The sequence below is a fragment of the Zavarzinia sp. genome (assembly GCF_049306435.1).
Lineage (GTDB): Bacteria > Pseudomonadota > Alphaproteobacteria > Zavarziniales > Zavarziniaceae > Zavarzinia.
The window spans coordinates 1-22,917 of record NZ_JBAQRT010000317.1 but is presented as its reverse complement, the minus strand read 5'-3'; the positions used below and the strand labels follow the sequence as shown (position 1 = coordinate 22,917).

The 22,917-nt window shown below is 64.8% G+C and carries 23 protein-coding genes and 1 pseudogene; 17 read left to right on the top strand and 7 right to left on the bottom strand.

Annotated elements, in window-relative coordinates:
• Nucleotides 1-1,022: DEAD/DEAH box helicase (locus WAZ62_RS17765; protein ID WP_422644874.1), on the bottom strand; the 1,022-nt coding region annotated here is incomplete at its 3' end.
• Here WAZ62_RS17765 and WAZ62_RS17760 point away from each other — a divergent pair.
• Nucleotides 1,021-1,583: pseudogene (locus tag WAZ62_RS17760) on the top strand (DUF29 domain-containing protein). The gene WAZ62_RS17765 and the pseudogene WAZ62_RS17760 sit on opposite strands and share 2 nt — an antisense overlap.
• A gap of 100 nt (nucleotides 1,584-1,683) precedes the next feature.
• A complete protein-coding gene (locus tag WAZ62_RS17755; protein ID WP_422644873.1) occupies nucleotides 1,684-2,895 on the top strand; it encodes a hypothetical protein in 1,212 nt (403 codons plus the stop codon).
• 340 nt (nucleotides 2,896-3,235) lie between these two features.
• On the opposite strand, the gene WAZ62_RS17750 is transcribed toward WAZ62_RS17755, so the two are convergent.
• A complete protein-coding gene (locus WAZ62_RS17750) occupies nucleotides 3,236-3,556 on the bottom strand; it encodes a type II toxin-antitoxin system RelE/ParE family toxin (RefSeq protein ID WP_422644872.1) in 321 nt (106 codons plus the stop codon).
• Nucleotides 3,543-3,788, bottom strand: coding sequence for a type II toxin-antitoxin system ParD family antitoxin (locus WAZ62_RS17745; RefSeq protein WP_422644871.1), 246 nt, complete (start codon nucleotides 3,786-3,788; stop codon nucleotides 3,543-3,545). The genes WAZ62_RS17750 and WAZ62_RS17745 overlap by 14 nt, the downstream gene beginning before the upstream one ends.
• A 144-nt stretch (nucleotides 3,789-3,932) precedes the next feature.
• Here WAZ62_RS17745 and WAZ62_RS17740 point away from each other — a divergent pair, with 144 nt between their 5' ends.
• Nucleotides 3,933-4,199: a succinate dehydrogenase assembly factor 2 gene (locus WAZ62_RS17740; RefSeq protein ID WP_422644870.1), complete on the top strand. Its 267-nt coding sequence runs from the start codon at nucleotides 3,933-3,935 to the stop codon at nucleotides 4,197-4,199.
• 14 nt (nucleotides 4,200-4,213) lie between these two features.
• On the top strand, nucleotides 4,214-7,804 hold the full coding sequence (gene mfd, locus WAZ62_RS17735; RefSeq protein ID WP_422644869.1) for a transcription-repair coupling factor: 3,591 nt from the start codon (nucleotides 4,214-4,216) through the stop codon (nucleotides 7,802-7,804).
• Nucleotides 7,805-7,807: 3 nt separating this feature from the next.
• Here the strand turns inward: mfd and WAZ62_RS17730 are convergent, their stop codons facing one another.
• Nucleotides 7,808-8,617, bottom strand: coding sequence for a response regulator transcription factor (locus WAZ62_RS17730; RefSeq protein ID WP_422644868.1), 810 nt, complete (start codon nucleotides 8,615-8,617; stop codon nucleotides 7,808-7,810).
• A 146-nt stretch (nucleotides 8,618-8,763) separates the two neighbouring features.
• On the opposite strand from WAZ62_RS17730, the gene WAZ62_RS17725 reads away from it, so the two are divergent.
• From WAZ62_RS17725 to speD, 12 genes are all read left to right on the top strand, one after another.
• Complete coding sequence (locus WAZ62_RS17725) at nucleotides 8,764-9,531, top strand: SDR family NAD(P)-dependent oxidoreductase (protein ID WP_422644867.1); 768 nt, start codon at nucleotides 8,764-8,766, stop codon at nucleotides 9,529-9,531.
• 88 nt (nucleotides 9,532-9,619) lie between these two features.
• Nucleotides 9,620-10,129 (top strand): TRAP transporter small permease subunit, encoded by a 510-nt coding sequence (locus WAZ62_RS17720; protein ID WP_422644866.1) that lies wholly within the window; start codon nucleotides 9,620-9,622, stop codon nucleotides 10,127-10,129.
• Entirely contained in the window at nucleotides 10,126-11,454 is a 1,329-nt protein-coding gene (locus WAZ62_RS17715; protein WP_422644865.1) for a TRAP transporter large permease, read from the top strand. The genes WAZ62_RS17720 and WAZ62_RS17715 overlap by 4 nt, the downstream gene beginning before the upstream one ends.
• 28 nt (nucleotides 11,455-11,482) lie before the next feature.
• Nucleotides 11,483-12,541 (top strand): TRAP transporter substrate-binding protein, encoded by a 1,059-nt coding sequence (locus WAZ62_RS17710; protein ID WP_422644864.1) that lies wholly within the window; start codon nucleotides 11,483-11,485, stop codon nucleotides 12,539-12,541.
• Between the two features lie 110 nt (nucleotides 12,542-12,651).
• On the top strand, nucleotides 12,652-13,635 hold the full coding sequence (locus tag WAZ62_RS17705; protein WP_422644863.1) for an SPFH domain-containing protein: 984 nt from the start codon (nucleotides 12,652-12,654) through the stop codon (nucleotides 13,633-13,635).
• 5 nt (nucleotides 13,636-13,640) lie between these two features.
• Nucleotides 13,641-14,324 carry a DUF4178 domain-containing protein gene (locus WAZ62_RS17700; protein WP_422644862.1) on the top strand — a complete coding sequence of 228 codons (684 nt, stop codon included), beginning with the start codon at nucleotides 13,641-13,643 and terminating at the stop codon, nucleotides 14,322-14,324.
• Nucleotides 14,321-15,574, top strand: coding sequence for a DUF4178 domain-containing protein (locus WAZ62_RS17695; RefSeq protein ID WP_422644861.1), 1,254 nt, complete (start codon nucleotides 14,321-14,323; stop codon nucleotides 15,572-15,574). Before WAZ62_RS17700 ends, WAZ62_RS17695 begins: the two co-directional genes overlap by 4 nt.
• 12 nt (nucleotides 15,575-15,586) lie before the next feature.
• On the top strand, nucleotides 15,587-15,724 hold the full coding sequence (locus tag WAZ62_RS17690) for a hypothetical protein (RefSeq protein ID WP_422644860.1): 138 nt from the start codon (nucleotides 15,587-15,589) through the stop codon (nucleotides 15,722-15,724).
• Nucleotides 15,725-15,734: 10 nt separating this feature from the next.
• Complete coding sequence (locus WAZ62_RS17685) at nucleotides 15,735-15,962, top strand: DUF350 domain-containing protein (protein WP_422644859.1); 228 nt, start codon at nucleotides 15,735-15,737, stop codon at nucleotides 15,960-15,962.
• Between the two features lie 16 nt (nucleotides 15,963-15,978).
• Entirely contained in the window at nucleotides 15,979-17,490 is a 1,512-nt protein-coding gene (locus WAZ62_RS17680; protein ID WP_422644858.1) for a polyamine aminopropyltransferase, read from the top strand.
• Nucleotides 17,491-17,524: 34 nt separating this feature from the next.
• Nucleotides 17,525-19,111 (top strand): FAD-dependent oxidoreductase, encoded by a 1,587-nt coding sequence (locus WAZ62_RS17675; RefSeq protein WP_422644857.1) that lies wholly within the window; start codon nucleotides 17,525-17,527, stop codon nucleotides 19,109-19,111.
• Nucleotides 19,112-19,115: 4 nt separating this feature from the next.
• Entirely contained in the window at nucleotides 19,116-19,502 is a 387-nt protein-coding gene (gene speD / locus WAZ62_RS17670) for an adenosylmethionine decarboxylase (protein ID WP_422644856.1), read from the top strand.
• Here speD and WAZ62_RS17665 read toward each other — a convergent pair.
• Together WAZ62_RS17665 and WAZ62_RS17660 are read right to left on the bottom strand one after the other, a co-directional pair.
• Nucleotides 19,474-20,970 carry an MDR family MFS transporter gene (locus WAZ62_RS17665; RefSeq protein WP_422644855.1) on the bottom strand — a complete coding sequence of 499 codons (1,497 nt, stop codon included), beginning with the start codon at nucleotides 20,968-20,970 and terminating at the stop codon, nucleotides 19,474-19,476. The genes speD and WAZ62_RS17665 overlap by 29 nt on opposite strands.
• A 31-nt stretch (nucleotides 20,971-21,001) precedes the next feature.
• Nucleotides 21,002-21,754 carry an SDR family oxidoreductase gene (locus WAZ62_RS17660; protein WP_422644854.1) on the bottom strand — a complete coding sequence of 251 codons (753 nt, stop codon included), beginning with the start codon at nucleotides 21,752-21,754 and terminating at the stop codon, nucleotides 21,002-21,004.
• Nucleotides 21,755-21,823: 69 nt separating this feature from the next.
• Between WAZ62_RS17660 and WAZ62_RS17655 the strand changes: the two genes are divergently transcribed.
• The gene (locus WAZ62_RS17655) at nucleotides 21,824-22,207 is read left to right on the top strand and encodes a VOC family protein (protein ID WP_422644853.1); all 384 of its coding nucleotides are present in this window, start codon (nucleotides 21,824-21,826) and stop codon (nucleotides 22,205-22,207) included.
• Here the strand turns inward: WAZ62_RS17655 and WAZ62_RS17650 are convergent.
• Nucleotides 22,195-22,917, bottom strand: a 723-nt coding sequence (locus WAZ62_RS17650) for an HAD-IC family P-type ATPase (RefSeq protein WP_422644852.1), incomplete at its 5' end; no start/stop codon positions are given. The two genes, WAZ62_RS17655 and WAZ62_RS17650, sit on opposite strands and share 13 nt — an antisense overlap.

Here is a 22,917-nt window from a genome sequence, read left to right as displayed (position 1 = left end):
GCGCAGAGGGGCGCCAGGCTCTTGCCATGCTGCCGGGCGAGGAGTTCGGTCGGCGCCATCAGGCAGGCCTGACGCCCGGCCTCGACCGCGATCGCCATGGCGAAAAGCGCGACCACCGTCTTGCCGGCGCCGACATCGCCCTGCAGCAGGCGCAGCATCCGTAAAGGCGCCGCCAGGTCGCCGGCGATCTCGGCGATGGCCGTCTCCTGCCCGGCGGTGAGGCGATAGGGAAGGGCGGCGCGCAGCTTCTCCTGCACCGCGCCGGTGCCGATCACCGGCCGGCCGCGCTGGCGCCGCAACTGCCGCCGCACCAGCGACAGCGCCAGCTGATTGGCCAGCAATTCGTCATAGGCGAGGCGCTGGCGCGCGGCGCCGTCGGGCGAGACATCCTCGGCCGTTTTCGGGTGATGCAGGGTCTCGAAGGCGCTGCGCCAGGGCGCCCAGCCTTCCCGCGCCAGCAGGTGGCGGTCCTGCCATTCCGGCAGGTCGTCGGGCGCCCGTGCCAGCGCGCCCTGCACGATTTTCGCCATCACCCGCGCGCCGACCCCGGCGGACAGCGGATAGATCGGCTCCAGGGGCGGAATTTTCCCAGCGTCTTCGGGGGCGACGACATGATCGGGGTGGGGCATCTGCAACTGGCCCTCGTAAGCCTCGATCCGGCCCGAGATCACCCGCGTCGCGCCGATGGGCAGCAGGCGCGACAGCCAGTCCCCCTCGGCCTTGAAATAGACGAGGTGCAGTTCGGTGGTGCCGTCGGTCACCACGACGCGGTAAGGCGCCCGCGCGCCCCGGCCGGGCCGGTGGCTTTCGACCGTCACCGTCAGCGTCGCCACCTCGTTCAGCGGCGCCTCGGCGATTGAGGGGCGCAATTGCCGGTCGACGAGGGCGAAGGGCAGATGGAACAGCACATCGATCACCCGCTCCCCGCCCACCGCCTTGGCGACGGGCTTGGCCAGCTTCGGCCCGACCCCGGGCAGGGTCGTCAAAGGCGCGAACAGGGGGAAGAGGGCGGCGGGACGCATGGCCGATGGTTATCGGGTTTTGGCCTTACGCTCAAGCGGGGGGCGCGGGCGGGGCACCTTGCCGGGGACTTCGGTTGGTCCCATAGTGTCGCGGTGGATGAGGAGATATGCCCTCATGGCCGTTACCAACCGCAGCCTCTACGACCGTGATTTCTACGCCTGGGCCAACGAGCAGGCGGCCTTGCTGCGCGCCGGCAAGCTGGACAAGGCCGACATCGCGAATATCGCCGAGGAGATCGAGAGCATGGGGCGCAGCGAGAACGCGAACTCGTCAGCCGCCTCGCCGTCCTCCTCGCCCATCTCCTGAAATGGCGTCACCAGCCGCTGCATCGCTCCGCCTCGTGGCAGGCGACGATCCGCCTCCAGCGCCGCGCCCTCGCCGATCACCTCGCCGACAATCCCAGCCTGAAAGCCCTGCTGTATGAAGCCGTCACCCGCGCCTACGGCACGGCGGTCATCGAGGCGGGCGCGGAAACCGGACTGCCGGAGGCGACCTTCCCGGAGGCTTGTCCTTGGGGTGCGGAGGCTATACTTGAGTCGGCGTTTTTACCGGAGGGGTGAGGGGAGCGGGAAAGGTATTGATTAAAATAAGAATTATGCTCCTCAATATAAAGGGTGTTCTGTCTGCGTCAGAATCTTAGCGGCGAGCATTGAGGGTGCAATGAGAAATACGCCAATTGTTTACCTTGACTCTCAGGATATTTCCCGATTTGGGGATGTCCTTCGAGGAAAATCTGATGGAGATACAGAAAAAATATTCATTGAATTAGAAAAAAGAAAAAACAATGGTGCTGCAATATTTGTTCTAACAATGCCGATTTTGGGAGAAATATTTCAATATGATAGAGATTTTCGAGAAACAACGCTCAAGAAGGCTGAAGCGGCAGAGCGACTTTGCGGAAGGTGGGCGCTCCCCTATCCATCTCGTCTCGTTGCAGCTGAATTTTCAGTTATTGCTCAAAAATTTGGGTTATTAGAGGGGGATAAAAGTTTTAATTTTCTATCTGAAGATAGATATTGGTATCCGAATATTTCAGAAGTTTTTGAAAAATTAAAGGATGATTTCGAATCTATGGTAGATAAAGAAGTATCTTTGTTAAATCTGCCGTCTAGATCTCTAAGACGGCGAGCAAAAAGTGCGGCAATGAAACTAGATTTTCGGTCTATACCGTCATCTTTAATTGAAGATATCGAAGAAAAATATGGTATCAAAAATATAAATTTTAAAAAATTTCTCATGGATCTTATGAAGGGGAAGATTGGATCGGAGCAAGCTAGTCGTATTTTTTTCTCTAGTATCGTTGAACCAAAAAATTTTGTTGAGGTTTATTTTGAAAAAATTTCAAAAGATAACTCTCTCCCTGAGTGGATAAGCGGATTTGGAAAGAAGATTCAGGAAATTCTTCGTGATTTTCGGAATGGTGTTGGTCCGTATATCGGAATAGACGATCATCGTGTCTATATAGAAAATATGATAAAAGAGCAGTCATTGAAAATTGGTCCTAGGGTAGCGATTGAAATAGCGAGAAGTGATGCTAAAGAATTTCATCTTGATGAAAAAATTTTCATGAATTTCAAGGAAAATGGAAACCTTATGTCTCTAATACCTTCGAGTATCGTAATTTCTTCTGTGATTTATCAATATATAAATCAAATAATTGGGTTGAGCGGTGGTTTATCAAAGATCGAGGATAGTTTTGGTGGAGATCTTATTCATGCATTATATATGCCGCATGTAGACCTATGGCGTGGTGATCGACGATTTTCGGCATTAATCAAGCGTGGAATGCCTATCTATGCTAATCGTATTGTGCCGCTGCTCAGAGATCTTCCGGAAATCATTGATGCTTGGCCTGGCAGAAAAAACCCGTGAATGCTCACCGCGTTATTTTTAAAAACCCACTTGTTTTTATAAAGAATTCAGTTGGTGGTCTTGAGGGCTCAGAGAATTCCAAAGCTCTATACAGAGAATTCTGGAAGACCTTATTGAATTTTCTGAAGTTTCTATAGCGCTGTGCCGTATGCTTGGAATTCAGGGAGTTCGTGGACTCTATATGGATCCTGCGATGATTTCTGAAGCGCTGTGCTGCATGCGGCCCGGCCAGAGGCAGGTTTCGAGCGCGCTCGCTGACATTGTGCGCCCAATAGATCGGCACCATCACTGGCGCCCTCGAGAAAGGGCAATCCCCATTCCGCGAACCCCGTCCTCATCACTACGAGTCCGCCGCCTTGAGGATCGAGAGCCAGTCCTGTCGGCCGCCCAGCAGGCGCAGGATGGCGATGTGAGTGTCGGCGATCGTGTAGACGATCAGATGGCTTTGATGGACGTGGATGCGGACGGGCGGGGTGAATTCGCCGCGCTCGCGGGCCAGGGTCGGCATCCGGGCGATAGCCTCGAAGGCGCGGGTCAGGTCGTCGATGTAGCGGTCCGCCTGTTCGATCGACCATGTCGCCGCCGTGTAGCGCCAGATGTCCTCGAGATCGGCCAGGGCACCAGGGGAAAGGCGGTAGGCCGGAGGCTTAACCGGCGCCATGGCCTGCCCGCATACGCCGCTTGAAGTCGGCGGCGTCGAGGGGGCGGGGCTCCCCGCTTTCGACGCCCTCGGTGATGGCGGCTTGCAGGGTTGCCACGGCGGTTTTCCGTTCCTGGTCCTTGCGGATCAGGTCGCGGACATAGTCGCTCGCATTGCTGTAGAGGCCGCTTTCCGCCTGGCGCTCGACCCAGGCCTTCAGCGCGTCCGGCAGGGAAACATTCATCGTTGCCATGTGGGGCATCCTCCCATTCGCGCCTTGCGGCGGGCATATGGCAAAGTTTGCCATGAACGGGCCGGCGAGGGAAGGTGGGCCGCGCGCATCCCCACCCAACCTCCCGCGTGACAGCGGGCGCCGGGCGCCCTATATCTTCCGGCCATGCAGGATGACGGACTCGATATCAGGCGGCGGCGGGCGCGGTTCCGGTCGTGGCATCGTGGCACCAAGGAGACCGACATCATCCTCGGGCGCTTCGCCGATGCCCATGTCGGAGGCTTCGGCGTTGCGGAAATCGCGGCTTACGAGGCGCTGCTCGAGGAAGAGGACCCGGATATCTACGCCTGGGTGACCGGCACCGCGCCGGTGCCCGAGCGGATGCAGGGGCCGGTCATGGATATGCTGCTGGCTTTCGACGTTCACTCCTGAACCCTGTTTCGCCCATGTTCCCCCTCGCTTCCCTGCTCGACGACCGGCCGCGCCTGACCCTTGCCAATGGGCCGGAGGGGGTGGATGCGCTCGTCATCGCCGAAATGGCGCGGCAGTGCGACGTGCTGCATATCGCGCGCGAGGAATCGCGGCTGCAGGGCCTCGTCGCCGCGCTTCAGTTCTTCGCGCCCGATCTCGAGGTGCTGGTGCTGCCGGCCTGGGATTGCCTGCCCTATGACCGGGTCTCTCCGGGTGCGGAAATCACTGCCCGGCGCATGGATGTGCTGAGCCGGCTGGCGGTGCCGAAGAAGGCGGCGGGCGGGCGCGTCATCCTCGTCTCCATCGAGGCGGCGTTGCAGCGCCTGCCGCCCCGGGCCGCCATCGCGGCGCAGAGCCTGCGGGCCAGGGTGGGCGAGGATCTCGCCATCAGCGAACTGGCCGGGCATCTGACCCGCATCGGCTATGTGAAGGTCGGCACGGCGGGCGAGCCGGGCGAATTCGCCGTGCGCGGCGGGATCGTCGATATCCTGCCGCCGGGGGCGGAGGAAGGTTACCGCCTCGATTTCTTCGGCGACACCATCGAGAGCATCCGCCGTTTCGATCCCGCGAGCCAGCGCACCACCGGCACCGCCGGGGAAATCGCCCTGGTGCCGGCCTCGGAAGTGCCCTTCGATCAGGAGGCGATCCGCCATTTCCGCCAGGCCTATGTCGAGCTGTTCGGCGCGGTGACCGAGGAAGACCCGCTCTATGAGGCGGTTTCGGCCGGAAGGCGCCATGCCGGGGTCGAGCATTGGCTGGCGCTGTTCCACGAGCGGCTGGATTCGATCCTCGACTATTGCCCCGGCGCCCTGGTGACCGAGGATGCCCAGCTCGACGCCGCGATCGAGGCGCGCCTCGCCCTCGTCACCGATTATCATGCCGCCCGCGTGGCCGCCCGCAGCCAGAAGACGATGGTGGTGCAGGGCACGGTCTACAAGCCGCCGCCGCCCGGGCTTCTGTATCTGACCGGCGATACGCTGGAAAAGGCGCTGGACCGGCGCCGGGTGCGGATATTCGAGCCCTTCACCTCGGCCAAGGCGGCCATCGACCTGAAGGGCAAGCCGGGCCGCGACTTCGCACCGGAGCGGGCCCAGGGCGGCAGCCCCTATCAGGCGCTGGCCGGCCATCTCGCCGCCACCGTCCAGGCGGGCAAGCGGCCGGTGGTCGCCGCCGCCTCGACCGGCTCGCGCGACCGGCTGATGATGGTGCTGCGCGATCATGGCATCGAGCCCATCATGGCCGTGGACAACGCGAAGGCGATCGGCGACCTGCCGCGCAATTGCGTCGCCCTCTGCATCCTCAATGTCGATCACGGTTTCGAGACGGCGGAGATGGCCGTCGTCTCGGAACAGGACCTGCTGGGCGACCGGCTGATCCGCGCCTCGCGCCGGGCGCGCAAGGCCGACAATTTCCTGACCGACGCCACCACCCTGTCGATCGGCGACTATGTCGTCCATGTCGATCACGGCATCGGCCGCTTCGAGGGCCTGAAGACCATCGAGGTGACGGGCGCGCCGCACGATTGCCTGCACCTGACCTATGACGGCGGCGACAAGCTGTTCCTGCCGGTCGAGAATATCGAACTGCTCACCCGCTATGGCTCGGGCGAGGGGGAGGTCCAGCTCGACAAGCTGGGCGGTGGCGCCTGGCAGGCGCGCAAGGCCAAGCTGAAGCGGCGCATTCGCGAGATCGCCACCCATCTGATCGATATCGCGGCCAAGCGCGCCCTGAAGACGGCGGCGCGGCTCGATGTCTCGGACGGGCTCTATCAGGAATTCTGTACCCGTTTCCCCTACGAGGAGACGGAAGACCAGTTGAAGGCCATCGCCGACGTGATGGCCGACATGACCTCGGGCAAGCCGATGGACCGGCTGGTCTGCGGCGATGTCGGCTTCGGCAAGACCGAGGTGGCCCTCCGCGCCGCCTTCATCGGCGCCCTGTCGGGCAAGCAGGTCGCGGTGGTGGCGCCGACGACCCTGCTGTGCCGCCAGCATTTCGCGACCTTCTCCAAGCGCTTTGCCGGGCTTCCGGTGCGGATCGGCCAGCTCTCCCGCCTCGTCACGGCGAAGGAAGCGGCCGAGACGCGGAAGGGCCTCGCCAGTGGCGATGTCGATATCGTCATCGGCACCCATGCGCTGCTCGGCAAGACCATCGCCTTCAAGGATCTCGGCCTTCTCGTCATCGACGAGGAACAGCATTTCGGTGTGAACCACAAGGAGCGGCTGAAGCAGCTGCGCGCCGATGTCCATGTCCTCACCCTGACGGCGACGCCCATTCCGCGCACGCTGCAGCTCGCCATGTCGGGCGTGCGCGAGCTGTCGATCATCGCGACGCCGCCGGTGGATCGCCTGGCGATCCGCACCTTCGTCATGCCCTTCGATCCCGTGGTGATCCGCGAAGCCCTGCTGCGCGAGCATTATCGCGGCGGGCAGAGCTTCTATGTCGTGCCGCGCATCGCCGATCTCGACGATGCCGCCGAATTCCTGCGGGAGCATGTGCCCGAGGTGAAATTCGTCAAGGCCAACGGCCAGATGGCGGCGGGCGAGCTCGACGATGTGATGAACGCCTTCTACGACGGCAAGTTCGACGTGCTGCTGGCGACCACCATCGTCGAATCCGGCCTCGACATTCCGACCGCGAACACGCTGATCGTGCATCGGGCCGACATGTTCGGCCTCGCCCAGCTCTATCAGATCCGGGGCCGCATCGGCCGCTCCAAGAACCGTGCCTTCGCTTACCTCACGACGCCGCCCCGCATGAAACTCTCCTCGACGGCGGAGCGGCGGCTGGAAGTCCTTCAGTCGCTGGAGGAACTGGGCGCGGGCTTCACCCTCGCCAGCCACGATCTCGACATTCGCGGCGCCGGCAACATGCTGGGCGAGGAACAGTCGGGTCACATCCGCGAGGTCGGCTTCGAGCTCTATCAGGAGATGCTGGAGGAGGCGATCGCCAATGCCCGCCTCGCCGGCGGCGGCAAGGACGAGGCGGACGACGGCGAATGGTCGCCGCAGATCAATGTCGGCGCCTCGGTCCTGATCCCGGAAGGTTACGTCGCCGACCTGGACCTGCGCATGACCCTCTATCGCCGCATCTCGCGCCTCGAGAGCAGGGGCGAGATCGACGGTTTCGCGGCCGAGCTGATCGACCGTTTCGGCCCGCTGCCGGACGAGGTGAAGAACCTCCTCTCCATCGTCGAGATGAAGGCGATGGCCAAGCGCGCCGGCATCGAGAAGCTGGACGCGGGGCCGAAGGGCGGCACCGTCACCTTCCGCAATCAGGCCTTCGCCAATCCGGCCGGCCTCGTGCAGTGGCTGTCGAAATCGGCGGGAACGATCAAGCTGCGCCCCGATCAGAAGCTGGTCTGGCTGCAGGACTGGTCGGACCTCGACAAGCGCCTGAAGGGCGCCTTCCACCTGGCGCTGCGCCTCGCGGAAATAGCCGATGCCGCGCCGGACAAGGCCCCGGCGCCGATCGTGGCGCAACCCCCGAAGGCGCAACCCCCGAAGGCGCAGTTGGCGAAACCCCAGATCCAGAAGCCTCCGCCTCCCCGTACCGGTCGGCGCTGACGGTTACAGCCGCTCGCCCAGCAGGTGGGCGATGAAGCGGTTGAACAATTCCGTCTGGCTGGAAATGCCCAGTTTGGCGTGGATGTTCTTGCGGTGGATCTTCACCGTGCCTTCCGCGATCTTGAGATTGCGGCCGATCGACAGGCTGGAATGGCCGCGCAGCACGAGGCTGACCACCTCCTGCTCCCGCGCGGTGAGAAGGCCCGGCATGAAGTTGCGAAAGGCACGCTCCAGCGGGCCGTCGTCGCCCGGGCCGGCCAGGTCGACGGCCGGGCGCCAGTGCCGCGCGATCAGCGCGGTGACAAGGGGCGCCGCCTGGCGCAGCAGCTCGAACTCCGCGTCCGAAAAGGCCGCATGGCCGTTCTGGCGCATCAGCGAATAGGCGATGCGGGTCGTCGGCGACAGGGCCGCGATGAAGACAATTTCCTCGGCGAGCGCCCCCGTCTCCATCGAGATGCACGGGTGGACGAGGGGCGAGTTGAAATAATCGCCGGAAAAGAAATCGTCGGGCGCGAGCTCGCCCAGGCGATAGAGACCTTCTGCGATCCCGCGGCGGCAGGCGGCATAGACCGCGTCGAGGAGATAGGTGCCGCCGAGATAACTGGCCATGATGTCCGGCGGCGAAACCCGGCGCAGCCCGTCGTGCAGGAGCAGGGGCGAATTCTCCCCCGGATAGGCGAAGGCGCAGGACAGGTCGAAGGACACGAGCCGGCACAGCGCCTCGTCGAGGCCGGGGGCGAAGCCGGCCTGGCCGATGCGGGCGACAAGGCCCGGCGTATGCTCATGCCAGCGGCCGAGTTCCCCTGTTGCCACGCAGCCCCCACCGTTAACGATCCCGGGCAAAACCCTATCCCTTTGGGGATATATACGCAACGCGGGGGCGCCATCGACCATCCATCGTCAGGAAACTTAATTGCGGCTGAAACAAATGCCGCGGGCCATCGTGTGGAGTATCGGTCATGGCGGGGCGTCTGGCGGGCAAGGTCGCGATTATTTCAGGCGGGGCGACGGGGATGGGCGGTGCCGCCTCGGAACTCTTCGCCGCCGAAGGGGCGAAGATCGCCATCATCGACCGCAATGAAAGTGCCGCCGAGGAAACCGCCGGCCGGATCCGCGCCGCCGGCGGCGAGGCGGCGGTCTTCGTCGCCGATGTCTCGGACGAGGCGCAGGTAAACGCGGCGGTCGCGGCCGCCACGGCGCATTTCGGCCCGGTCACCGTCCTGTTCAATCACGCTGGCTCGATCGTCATCAAGCCCTTCCTCGAAACGACCCTGGCCGATTGGGAATGGCTGCATGCGGTCAACGTGCGCTCGATGTTCCTGATGACCCGGGCGGTCCTGCCGGGCATGATCGCGGCCGGCGGCGGCTCGATCGTCTGTACCTCCTCGATCTCGGCCGTGCTCGGCACGCCGATGGAAGTGCTTTACGACACGACGAAGGGCGCCTGTCACATGTTCGCCCGGGCGATCGCGGTCGAGTTCCGCGATCGCAATATCCGCTGCAACGCGGTCTGCCCCGGCTTCATCCGCACCCCTCATGGCCTTCGCGAGGTCGCCGAGTTGCAGGCCCTCGGCGTCGATGTCTCGGAAGCCGCGATCGCCGCCCAGCAGGGCCGCATCGGCGAGCCCGAGGAGGTGGCCAAGGCCGCGCTGTTCCTCGCCTGTGACGATTCGAGTTTCATCAGCGGCACGCATATCTACGTCGACAACGGCTTCAGCGCCATATGATTGCCACAATTCGGGCTGGCCAAGGCGACGAATCCTCGGCTACAGTTTCAATCTTCCGGCGGAGCGTCGGCGTATTGGGGGCGATTTCATGCCGAAAGCCATGAGGGCCTATATTCGCTTCGCGGACTCGATCAGTCATTACTCGGGTCTGTTCGCGATGTATCTCGTGTTCGTTCTTCTTCTCATCTTGCTCTATGCCTCGGTCATGAAGGTATTTTTCCTGCCTCTCAACTGGGGCGTGGAGACGGCTCAATTCGTGATGGTGTCCTATTACTTGCTGGGTGGGGCCTGGGCCCTGCGCCATGACGAGCATGTCCGCATGGACCTGCTCTATGGCGGCTGGACGGTGAAGCGGAAGGCCAAGGTGAACCTCTTCACCGACTGCGCGATGATCTTCTTTCTCTGCATGCTGCTGTTTGGCGGCATCGCCAGTTCGATCTACGCGATCGAGACCGGCGAGCGCAGTTTCTCCGCCTGGCGGCCCTATGTGGCGCCGGTGAAGATCGTCATGTGCATCGGCATCCTGCTGACGCTGATCCAGGCCGTGGCGATCCTGTTCAAGGACTGGGCCACCATCAGGGGCGAGGCCGTGTCGTGAGTTACGAGTTCATCGCCCTTCTGATGTTCGCCAGCATGATGCTGCTGCTCCTCACGGGGCAGCGGGTCTTCGCCGTCATCGGCTTCGTCGGCTCGGCCGCCGCGCTCCTCCTGTGGGGCGACGGCTCGGCCGAACTCAGTTTCACCTCGGCGATGAAACTGATGAAGTGGTATCCGATGCTGACGCTGCCGCTCTTCGTCTTCATGGGTTACATGCTGGCGGAATCGCGCATCGCCGACGATCTCTACAAGATGTTCCATGTCTGGATGGGGCCTTTGCGTGGCGGTCTCGCCGTCGGCACCATCCTGCTCATGGTCATCATTTCGGCGATCAACGGGCTTTCGGTCGCCGGCATGGCCGTGGGCGCGACCATCGCCATGCCCGAGCTGCTGCGCCGCGGCTATGACAAGATCATGGTGACCGGCGTCATCCAGGCCGGATCGACCCTCGGCATCCTGGTGCCGCCCAGCGTCGTCCTCGTGCTCTATGGCATGATCGCACGCCAGCCGGTGGGCCATCTGTGGATGGCGGGGGTGTTTCCCGGCCTCCTCATGGCGGCGCTGTTCATCGTCTATATCGTCGTGCGCAACCTGCTGCAGCCGGAACTCGGTCCGCCGCTGTCGAAGGAGGAGCGGGCGCAATATTCCTGGGCCGACCGTATCGCGCTGCTGCGCGGCGGGATCATTCCGCTCGCCATCTTCATCTCGATGACCGGCCTGTTCCTGACCGGGGTCACCAGCCTGGTCGAGAGCTCGGCCGTGGGCGCGACCGCCTCGGTCCTCGCGGCGATCGTCCGCGGGCGCATGACCTGGAAGGTGTTGCACGACACGACGCGGAAGACGCTGGGCGTGTCCTGCATGTTCATGTGGATCCTGCTGGCCGCGCTGTGTTTCGGCGCCGTGTTCGACGGTCTCGGCGCGGTCAAGTCGATCGAGCATCTGTTCGTCGGCGAGATGCATCTGGACCGCTGGACCATCCTCATCCTGATGCAGCTGACCTTCCTGATCCTCGGCGTCTTTCTCGACGACACGGCGATGCTGGTCATCGTCGCGCCGCTGTTCATTCCGCTGGCTGGCGCGCTCGGCTTCGACCTGGTGTGGTACGGCGTGCTCTACACGATCACCTGTCAGGTCGCCTATCTGACGCCGCCCTTCGGCTACAACCTGTTCCTGATGCGCTCCATGGCGCCGCCGGAGATCACGCTGACCGATATCTACCGTTCGGTCGTGCCCTTCGTCGGGCTGATGATCCTCACCCTCGTCATCATCGGGATATTCCCCGAGATCGCGACCTGGCTGCCCAATCATTTTTACGGCAACGACTGATTTCACCGCATTTACAGTGGAGGCCAAGATGAAGAAGACCAACAGGCGTGATTTCCTGAAGAAGGCCGGCCTCGCCACGGCCGCCACCGCCGGCGCCGCCACGATCGGCGCGCCCTACGTCAAGGCGCAGGAGCCGATCAAGTGGCGCCTGCAGACCTATGCCGGCTCGGTTCTGGGCCAGCATGTGACCAAGCCCATGGTCGATGCCTTCAACAAGGCGGCCAAGGGCGAAATGGTGATCGAGCTTTTTTACGCCGATCAGCTGGTGCCGACGGGCGAGCTGTTCCGCGCCTTGCAGAGCGGCACGATCGATGCCGTCCATTCCGACGACGACTCGATGTCGGCCCCGGTCGAGATCTCGGTCTTCGGCGGTTACTTCCCTTTCGCCACCAAACATGCCCTCGACGTGCCGACCCTGTTCACCCAATACGGTCTCGCCGATATCTGGCGCGAGGCCTACAAGAAGGCGGGCGGCGTCGTCTGGCTTTCGGCGGCCGGCCAGGATCCCTGCAACTTCAACACCAAGAAGCCGATCCGCTCGCTCGAGGACCTGAAGGGTCTGCGGCTCTACACCTTCCCGACGGCGGGCCGCTTCCTCGCCCAGTTCGGCGTGGTGCCGGTGTCGATCCCCTATGAGGACGTGCAGGTCGCGGTGCAGACCGGCGAGCTCGACGGCATGTCCTGGTCGGGTATCACCGAGGATTACACGGTGGGCTGGGCCGATGTGACCAAATATTTCCTCACCAACAATATCTCGGGCGCCTGGATCGGTTCCTGGTTCGCCAACGAGAAGCGCTGGGCCGAACTGCCGGAACACCTGAAGCAGCTCTACATGTCCTGCGTAGAAGCCAGCCACACCTACCGCAACCAGTGGTACTGGGGCGGCGAGGCCAAGCTGCGCGCCACCGGCACCAAGCTGGAGCTGACCACCGTTCCGGCCGCCGAATGGGGCAAGGTCGAGGATGCGGCCCTGAAGTTCTGGGACGAAATCGCGGCCGAAAGCGAACTGAAAGCCAAGGTCGTCGGCATCTTCAAGGACTATAACGCCGTCCTCAAGAAGGCGTCCGGCATCTATTCCTGCGGCTGATCGCGCGAAAGGAAAGGCCCGGCACGCCGTTTCGCGCGTGCCGGGTTCACCTTCGGTTGACAGGGGCTCGCCTCCGGCGTCACCCTTGACGTGCAACCGGGGAGGGGCGGATGGCCCTGATGAGCTTCATCACCAAGCAATTCGTCGACGTCATCCAGTGGATGGAAGAAGGGGCAGGGGTGCTCGCCTTCCGCTATCCGATGGAAGGGCGCGAGATCCAGAACGGAGCGACACTGGTGGTGCGCGAGGCGCAGGCGGCGGTGTTCTTCGATGAAGGCCGTTTCGCCGACCGTTTTCAGCCCGGTACCTACACGCTGACCACCAATACACTGCCGGTGCTGACCTATCTGGAAAACTGGGACAAGGGCTTCGAATCTCCCTTCAAGTCCGACGTCTATTTCTTCAGCACGCGCGAGCAGATCGACCGCAAGTGGGGCACGCCCCAGCCCATCACCCTGCGCGATCCGGAATTCGGTCCCATCCGCCTGCGCGCCTTCGGCAGTTACAGTTTCGTCGTCGAGGATGTCGAGATCTTCTGGCGGAAGCTGGTGGGCACCGCCGAGCGGCTGACTGTCGCCGATGTCGAAGGCCAGCTGAAGGCGGCGATCCTGACCGCGCTCGCCAGCCGCCTCGGCAAGGGGGAGGTGGCCTTTCTCGATCTGGCGGCCAGCCAGCAGGACCTGTCGGCGACGCTGGCCGAAGCCGTACGGCCGGCTCTGGCGGATCACGGCCTCGCCCTGCGCAGCTTCTACGTCCAGAGCCTGTCGCTGCCCGAGGCGCTTCAGGCAAGGCTCGACAAGGTCGCGGCCATGCGCATGGTGGGCGACCTCGACCGCTACGCCAAATTCCAGGCGGCGGATGCGATAGAGGCGGCGGCCGCCAACCCGGGCGGCGTTGCCGGCGCGGGGGCCGGCATGGCGGCCGGCCTCGCCATCGGTCAGGCGATGATGCCGGGCCTTGGCGCCGGCACGGCGCCGCCGGTTGAAGATCCCATCGCGCTGCTGGAGCGTCTGGCCGGCCTTCGCGACAAGGGCATCCTGAGTCCGCAGGAATTCGATGCCAAGAAGGCGGAACTCCTCGCTCGCATCAAGTAATATCGATGATATCCTTTCCCTGTCCCGCCTGCGGGGCCGAGGTGCCCTTTCGCGGCAGCCATTCGGTCTATGCCGTCTGCGCCTATTGCGGCTCCATGATCGTGCGGCGGGATGCCAAGATCGAGCGTATCGGCAAGATGGCCGGGCTTGCCCCGGACATGAGCCCGTTTCAGATCGGCAGCATCTGTTCCTGGGACGAGCGCGATTTCACGCTCGTCGGCCGGCTGAAGGTCGGCTGGGCCGATGGCCAGTGGAGCGAATGGTATGCCCTGGCCGACGACGGCAGCGATGCCTGGCTGGCGGAAGCGCAGGGAACCTATGCCTTCAGTCGGGACGAGCCCCTACCGCGGGACGATTACGCCGGGGAAGTGCTGCGCGCCCTCGATGCCTATGTCCGGGCCGGCGCGGGCAAGGGCCAGCGCAATCCCCTGGGTGAAAGCTTCCGGTATGCGGGCGGTGTTCTCAAGATCGTCGATCTGCGTCCCGTCACCTGCCTCGGCAGCGAGGGGGAACTGCCCTTTGCCGCACCCGAGGGACGGAAGGCCTGGTCGGTCGATCTCCTCGGCCCCCGGGGCGAATTCGGCTGCATCGAACTGGGCAGCGGGCCGACACGGTTCTTCGCCGGCCGCTATCTCGACTGGGATGCCTTGCAGGCCCGTAACCTCCGGGTGCTGGAGGGCTGGTCATGAGCGGATCGGTCCGGCTGTTCGATTGCCCGTCCTGCGGTGGCACCATCACGCTGCGCGCCGCCGGTCATTCGATCGAGGCGATCTGCCTTCACTGCGGCGCGACCGTCGATGTCGCCAACCCGTCGCTGAAACTCATCCGCGAGGCCACGCAGGCCGTGCCCGAAACGCTGATCGACATCGGCGCGCGGGGCACGCTGGAGGGCATCCCATGGGAAGTCATCGGTTATGTCCTGAAGTCCGATGGCCCCGGGGTCTATTTCTGGGAGGAATATCTTCTGTTCAACCCCTGGCATGGCTTTCGTTTCCTCTCCCAGTCGGCCGGACACTGGAGTCTGGCCCGGCTGCTGAAGGTCGAGCCGGAAGGCGGGGCGGGCGCCAGTGTGCTGACCTTGGACGGCACGGTTTTTCAACGGATCCTGTCGGGCAGGGCCATCGTCCAGGCGGTGAAGGGCGAATTCTACTGGCGCACCAGCGTCGGCGAGAGTGTCGACGTCCGGGATTACATCGCGCCGCCCCGGATGCTGTCGGTCGAAATCTCGGCGGCCGAGATCAGCTATTCGCTGGGAACCTATGTTCCCCGGGAGGTCGTGGCCGTGGCCTTCTCGATCCCGATCGACGTGATGCCGCCCGTGAAGGGCGTCGGCGCCCATCAGCCGCCGCCTTTCGTCACCCGGCAATTGCAGGATGTCGTCAGGATCGCGATGATCGCCGGCGCGGGCGCGCTCGCCATCTGCCTCGTCCAATGGGGCATGTTCCCCGAATCCCGGGCCTTGGGCCAGGCCTTCGACTGGGCGCCGTCGCAGCGCGACCAGACCTATGTCTCGCCGCCCTTCGAGATCGCGCGCCGGGGTGCCGTCGCCATCACCACGGAAGCGCCCGCGCTCGCCAACGATTGGGTCGAGGCCAGCGTCAGCCTGACCAACGAGGCGACGGATGAAACCTCGTCCGTTATCCTCGGCATGGAATTCTATTCGGGCTATGACGACGGCTACTGGACGGAGGGCAGCCGACAGGCGACGGGGGTGATTTCCGCCGTTCCGCCCGGGACCTATACCCTGGCGCTCGACGTCGATGCCGGGGCCTTCAACCGTGGCCAGTCGGTCCCGCTGGGGGTCGCGGTCGACACCGGGGCGATGTCGGTGGGCAGTCTCGTTCTCGCCCTCGGCCTGATCATGGCCTGGCCGATGATCCTCCTGATACTCCGCATTCATTTCGAGCACCGGCGGCAGGCGGATAACGCGGATGGCTGAGGGGAGGGGGAGATGCTGAAACTCTACATCGCCTTCTGCGCGATGGTCATCGCCGGTCTCGTCTACGCCAATGCGACGGGCTTGGCCCTCGGCAGTATCAACACGACCACCGTCCGGGCCGGCGCCGCGCCGGGCCTGTCGCACAAATAGGGAAACGGGCATGGAAATCCTCGATCTCATCCAGCTGAAATATGTCGTCGGCGCCATCGTCTATTCCGCCATCGGCATCGCCATTTTCGCCGCCGGCTTCCTCCTTCTCGACCTGCTGACGCCGCGCGTGGGCGTGTGGCGCGAACTCGTCGAGAAGCAGAATGTCGCGATGGGCATCTTCCTCGGCGCGATCGCGCTCGGCATCGCCATCATCGTCGCCGCGTCGATCCACGGCTGACGGCGCAGGAATCATCTTGGCGCCGCTTCTGCTTGCTTCCGTCTTCGTCATCGCGACCTGCGGCCTCCTCTACGAGTTGATCGCGGGCACGCTGGCCAGCTATCTGCTGGGCGATTCCGTCACCCAGTTCTCGACCATCATCGGCTGTTACCTGTTCGCCATGGGTGTCGGGTCGTGGGCGTCGCGCTATGTCACGCGGAACCTGATCGCCTTCTTCGTTCGGGTCGAGATCCTGGTCGGTCTCGTCGGCGGCGCCTCGGCGGCGGTGCTCTTCCTGATGTTCGAGCATGTGGGCTCGTTCCGGGTGCTGCTCTATGCCGTCGTCGGCCTCGTCGGGATGCTGGTCGGGGTCGAGATCCCGATCCTGCTGCGCATCCTGAAGGACGAGCTGGAATTCAAGGATCTGGTCTCCCGCGTCTTCACCTTCGATTACATCGGCGCGCTCTTCGCCTCGATCCTGTTCCCGCTGGTGCTCGTGCCCTATCTCGGTCTCGTCCGGTCCTCCTTTCTGTTCGGGACGCTGAATGTCCTGGTCGCGGGTTGGGTGCTGATCATGGTGCGGCGGCATGTGCCGGCGCTGCGGCTGCACATGGGGGCGGTCGTCGCTTCCCTTGCATTGCTGATCGGCGGCTTCATCGGGGCGGAGCGGATCACCGCGCTGGCCGAAACCAGCAGCTATGCGGGGACGGTCATCTTCGCCGAATCCTCGCCCTATCAGCGTATCGTGCTGACCCGGCGAAACGAGGATCTGCGGCTTTACCTCAACGGCAATCTGCAATTCTCCAGCCTCGACGAATATCGCTATCACGAGGCGCTGGTGCATCCCTTGCTGGCGTCGCTGGCCGCGCCGCGCCGGGTCCTCGTCATCGGTGGCGGCGATGGCCTCGCGATCCGCGAAATCCTGAAATACCCGGCGGTGGAGAGCATCACCCTCGTCGATCTCGATCCGGCGATGACGCGGCTGTTCTCCACCAACCCCATGCTGGTTTCGCTGAATGGCGGGGCCTTTGCCTCGCCCCGGGTCACGGTCGTCAATGCCGACGCCTTCCTGTGGCTGCGGGACCGGATCGAGCAAAAGGGACCGCGGTTCGATGCCATTGTCATCGACCTGCCGGATCCGTCGAATTTTTCGATCGGCAAGCTCTATTCCCTCAGCTTCTACCGGCTGCTCGATAGCTTCCTGGCCGAGGGGGGCGGCTTCGTGGTGCAAAGCACCTCGCCGCTCGTTGCCCGGAAGTCTTTCTGGTGCGTGAACAACACGATCGCGGCGGCGGGTTTCGTCACCTCGCCCTATCATGCCTATGTGCCGTCCTTCGGCGACTGGGGCTATGTCCTCGCCACAAGGGGCTTCTATCTGCCGCCGGTGGAATATCCGGCGGGCCTGCGCTTCCTCACCATCGCCGGCACGGCGGAAATGTTCCGCTTTCCGCCCGATATGGCCCGGGTCGAGACCGGCATCCAGCGCCTCGACGACCAGGTGCTGATCCATTATTTCGACGACGAATGGTCGTCCTACCTCGTCTACTGACATGGCGCGAAAGCCCCCGACCCGACGCCAGGTGATGGCCGCGGGCGCCGCCGGCGGCGCCCTGCTGGCGGCCGGCGCCCTGACGCTGGAGCGGGCGCCCTATGTCGTGCCGGGGCGCATCCTGGGTGCCGATGCCGCGCAGGGCCACCGCTTGCGCGGCGGCGGCTTTCCCCCGGTGACGGCGGAGCGGACGACCGGCGTCGCCATCATCGGCGGCGGAATCGCCGGCCTCGCCGCGGCCCGGCACCTGACGCAGCGCGGCTTCACCGATTTCACCCTGTTCGAGCTGGAGGGCGAGGCAGGCGGCAATGCCGTCTCGGGCCGGAATGACGTTTCCGCCTACCCCTGGGGGGCGCATTACGTGCCGCTGGCGACGGAGGAATCCACCGAAGTCCGCCGTCTGTTCGAGGACCTGGGCATCATCACCGGTTACGATGCAGCCGGGCTGCCGATCTACGACGAATTCATGATTTCCGCCGCCCCGCAGGAGAGGCTGTTTCTCCATGGCCGCTGGCAGGACGGGCTGGTGCCGCTGCTTGGCGTCAGCGCGGCGGAGCGGGCCGAATTCGCGCGCTTTCACGAACGGATGGAGAATTTCGGGACACGGCGTGGGGCTGACGGCCGCCGTGCCTTCGCCATTCCGGTCGACGCAAGTTCGGCGGATGCGCATTTCCGCGCTCTCGACCGCGAGACCATGAAGGACTGGATGAACCGCCAAGGTTTCACCGCCGATCGTCTGCATCAGCACGTCGATTATTGTTGCCGGGACGATTATGGCACGAGCCATGAGGCAACCTCGGCCTGGGCCGGTATCCATTATTTCGCCGCGCGCAGTGGCCGCGCCGCCAATGCCGGACCGGACGCCGCGGTGACCTGGCCCGAGGGCAACGGCTGGCTGGTCCAGCGCCTGGCCAGGGGTTGCGAAACCCGGATCGAGACCGGGATGCTGGCCTTCCGGATCGAGGAAAGGCCGCGGGGTGTCGCCATCGATATTCTCGACACGATCAAGGGAACCAGTTTCCGGGTCAGGGCGAGGACGGCGGTGCTGGCGGTGCCCCGCTTCATCGCGGCGAGATTGCTGCCCCGCCTCGATGCCGATGGTTTTTCCTACGCCCCCTGGGCCGTCGCCAATATCACCCTAGGCCGCGTGCCGGAGGGTAGGGGGCAGGCCCTGGCCTGGGATAACGTGGTCTTCGGCAGCAGGCTGCTGGGCTATGTCGTCGCCACCCATCAGGACCTGCGCATGGTCGAGGGCCGAACCGTGCTGACCTATTACTGGCCGCTGTCGCACCTGCCGCCAGCGGAAGCACGGCAGGAGGCCTTGTCGCGCGATATCGCCGGTTGGCAGGCGATCTTCCTCGAGGAATTGCTGCGCATTCATCCCGAACTCGAGGGCACGGTGGAACGGGTGGATGTCCGCGTCTTCGGTCATGCCATGATCCGGCCGGTGCCGGGCTTCATCTGGGGCGAGGCGCGGCGCCGGGCTCTCCTGTCGCGGCCGCCGGTCTTCGCCGCCCATTCGGATCTCGGCGGCATGTCGATCTTCGAGGAAGCCTATGTCTCCGGCATCGGGGCGGCCGGGAAGGCGCTGGACTATCTCGCCGGGATGAGGGAAGGCTGAAGCGATGACCACGAGCCTGAATCATCGCCCCGGCACCCATGTCCTGGCCGACTTCTGGGACTGTGCACCCGGGCTCGACGATGCCGATGCCCTGCGCCGCCTGTTGCTGTCGGCGGCGGAGGCCTGCGGTGCCCGGGCGATCGACATCAAGGTGCATGATTTCGGCGAGGGGGCCGGCGTGACCGGTTTCGCCCTGCTGGCCGAATCCCACATCAGCGCCCACAGCTGGCCCGAGCTTGGGTATCTCGCCTTCGATATCTTCCTTTGCGGCGATCGCGATCCGGCCCCGGCGCTCGACATCTTTCGTCGGCACTATCGCCCGGCTCGGGAGGAGATACGCCGCGTGGAGCGGGGCCTCGCGTTCAGCGATCGCGCAGGTGGTGGCCGCTGATTTCCGTGCCGGCGTCGGGGGCGAGGCGCCCGTTCCACAGGACCGACAGCAGGGAAATGCCGGTCACCACCAGGAAGGCGGCGGAGAAATCGCCGGGGGCGGGAGTGTCCCTGTCGCCCAGCGCCATGCCGACATGCAGCACGCTGGCGGCGATGCAGACGCCGGCCGACAGCATCAATTGCTGGAACGTCGTGTAGAAGCCGGTGGCCGCGCTCATCCGCGCCGGCTCGATCTCGTCATAGGCGACGGTGTTCAGCGCCGTGAACTGCAGCGACATGGAAAAACCGCTGGCGACCAGCACGGCGAAAATCGCGGCATGGGGCCAGGCCGCGTCGAAGAAGGCACAGATGCCATACAGCAGGCTGCACAGCACGCCGTTCACCATCAGGCAGGTGCGAAAACCATAGGCGCGCAGCAGGCGAGGCGCGAAGGCCTTCATGGTCATGGCCCCGACCGCGGTCGCCAGCACGAGGGAGCCCGACTGGGCGGGGTTCAGCCCGAAGGAGAGCTGGAACATCAAGGGCAGCAGGAAGGGATGGGCGCCCTGCGTTACCCGGGTCAGCGAGCCGGCGATCATCGACAGGCGGAAGGTCGGGATCCGCATCAGGGAGATGTCGAGAATGGGCGAGGGGTGGCGCCGCGCATGACGAAGATAAAGGGCGCCGAAGACGAGGCCGCTGGCGGCGAGGCCGATCGCGATCGGGCCTTCGCCCTCGCGGCTCGCCAGTTCCGCGCCGAAGAACAGGCTGCCGAGGGCGAGGCCCGACAGGATCATGCCCAAGACATCGAAGCGGCTGCCGGGCGGCGCCGGCTCCCGGGTGTTCTCGAAATAGATCGAGGACAGCACCAGTCCTGCGAGGCCGATCGGGATATTGATATAGAAGATCCAGCGCCAATCCGCCCAGGTGACGATGAAGCCGCCCAGCGGCGGCCCGATGATCGGCCCGATCAGGGCCGGCACCAGCAGCCAGGCGGTGGCGGCGACCATATGGCGCTTGTCGACCGCGCGCAGCAGGATCAGCCGGCCGACCGGCATCATCATGGCCCCGCCGACACCCTGCAACAGGCGCGCCGCGACAATCTCCGACAGGCTTCCGGCGAGGGAGCAAAGGGCGGAACCCGCCATGAAGACCAGGATGGCGACGCGAAACACGGTCAGCGCGCCGAAACGATCGGCCATGCGCCCCGACGCCGGGATGAAGATCGCCAGCGACAGCAGATAGGACGTCATGGCGAGGCTGAGGTTCGCCGCCGAGGTGCCGAAATCCCGCGCCATGGCGGGCAGGGCCGTCGCCAGGATGGTGATGTCCAGCTGCTCCATGAACATCGCGGTGGCGATGATCAGGGCGATGGTGCGGAAGCCGGGCTTCCGCGCGTGGTCAGGCGCCTCTGCTGGCATCATGTCCTTGGCGGCTTCGGGTCGGGACTTCCTTATGCCGTGGCCGGCGCCGCCATCGAAGCCCCCCATGCGCCATGGCTGCCATGCACATTCGAGCCATTTAGAAGTGGGACAGGTAACCGCCGTCGACCGCCAGCGTCTGCCCGGTGACATAGGAGGCGGCGGGCGAGGCGAGGAAGACGACCGCCCCCGCGATCTCGGCCGGCTGGCCCCAGCGGCCGAGCGAGGTGCGCCGGGCCAGCCAGTCACCGACCGCCGCATCCTCGACCATGGCCCTGTTGGCCTCGGTCGCGAAATAGCCGGGTGCCACCGCGTTCACCGTGATGCCGCGCGGGCCGAGTTCGGCGGCGAGCGCGCGGGTCAGCGCGTCGAGCCCGCCCTTGGCGGCGGTATAGGCGGCATCGCCGCCCCGGGCGATCGGCCCCGCGATCGAGGTCACGTTGACGATGCGCCCGCCCGGCGCCATGGCGGCAGCGATCCGCCGGCACAGGTCGAAGGGCGCGACCAGATCGATTTCGAGAAGCGCCCGTACCGCGCCCCGGTCCAGCTCGGCCAGGGGGCGGCGATCCCGCGCGCCCGCGTTGTTGACGAGGATGGTGACGGGGCCGAAGCGGCGGGCGGCATCATCGAGAGCGGCGTCGACCGAGGCATCGTCGCCCAGATCGAAGGCGAGGGGGGCGGCCTTGCCCCCGGCCGCTTCGATCGCGGCCACGGTCTCGGCCAGCGCCTCGAACTGCCTGCCATGGACGAGGACGAGGGCACCGGCCCGCCCGAGGGCAAGGGCGATTTCCCGCCCGAGGCCGCGGCCCGCCCCGGTGACGAGGGCGATGCCGCCGGAAAGATCGAAGGACATGGAACCTCGCCCGCCATTGCAACAGGGGGGCGAGCCTATACGATGCCGTGGTGAACAAAAGGGGGCTTCATGCTCGACCGCCTGCATCACGTCGCCGTCATCTGCAGCGATTATCCGCGCTCCCGCCACTTCTATGCCGAGGTGCTGGGCCTGCCGGTGATCCGCGAGGTCTGGCGCGAGGCGCGGCGCTCGTGGAAATGCGATCTCGCCGTGGGAAGCCATGCCATGATCGAGCTGTTCTCCTTCCCCGACGCGCCGCCCCGGCCCAGCCGACCGGAAGCGCAAGGGCTCCGCCATCTCGCCTTCGCGGTGCCGAGCCTCGATCCGGTGATCGAGCGGTTGACCGCGGCCGGCGTCGCGGTCGAGCCCATCCGGGTCGACGAATATACCGGCAAGCGTTTCACCTTCTTCGCCGACCCGGACGACCTTCCCCTCGAACTCTACGAGGATTGAGGGAAGCGAAAGCGCAGCAGGCGCAGGGCGTTCAGGGTTACCACCACGGTCGCCCCGGTATCCGCCATCACCGCGATCCACATGCCGGTGAGGCCGAGGATGGTGGTGACGAGGAAGATCGCCTTCGCCCCCAGCGCGATCGCCACATTGACATGGACATTGCGCAGGGTGGCGCGCGACAGGGCGACCAGATCGGCGACCCCGCCCACCCGGTTGTGCAGCAGCGCGGCATCGGCGGCTTCCAGCGCGACATCGGTGCCGCCGCCCATGGCGATGCCGACGCTGGCGGCGGCAAGGGCCGGGGCGTCGTTGATGCCGTCGCCGACCTTGCCGACGGGACCGGCACCATTGGCGCCCAGCTCGCGCACGATGCGGGCCTTGTCCTCGGGCATCAATTCGGCATGGGCGGCAATGCCGAGGGGGCCGGCGATGGCGTCGGCGGTGCGGCGGTTGTCGCCGGTCAGCATGACGCCGCTGATGCCCATGGCCTTCAGCCTATCCAGGCCTTCGCGGGCATCGGCGCGGGCTTCGTCACGCATGGCGATGAAACCAAGGGCGACGCTGCCTTCGACGAGGACGGCCACGGTCTTGCCCGCTGCTTCCAGCGCTGTCGTCTGGGCGGGATCGAGGGCCGGCGTCCGGCTTGCCGCCGCGCGCGGCTGGCCGAGGAACAGGGCGCGGCCCGCGACCGTGCCGGTCAGCCCCTGACC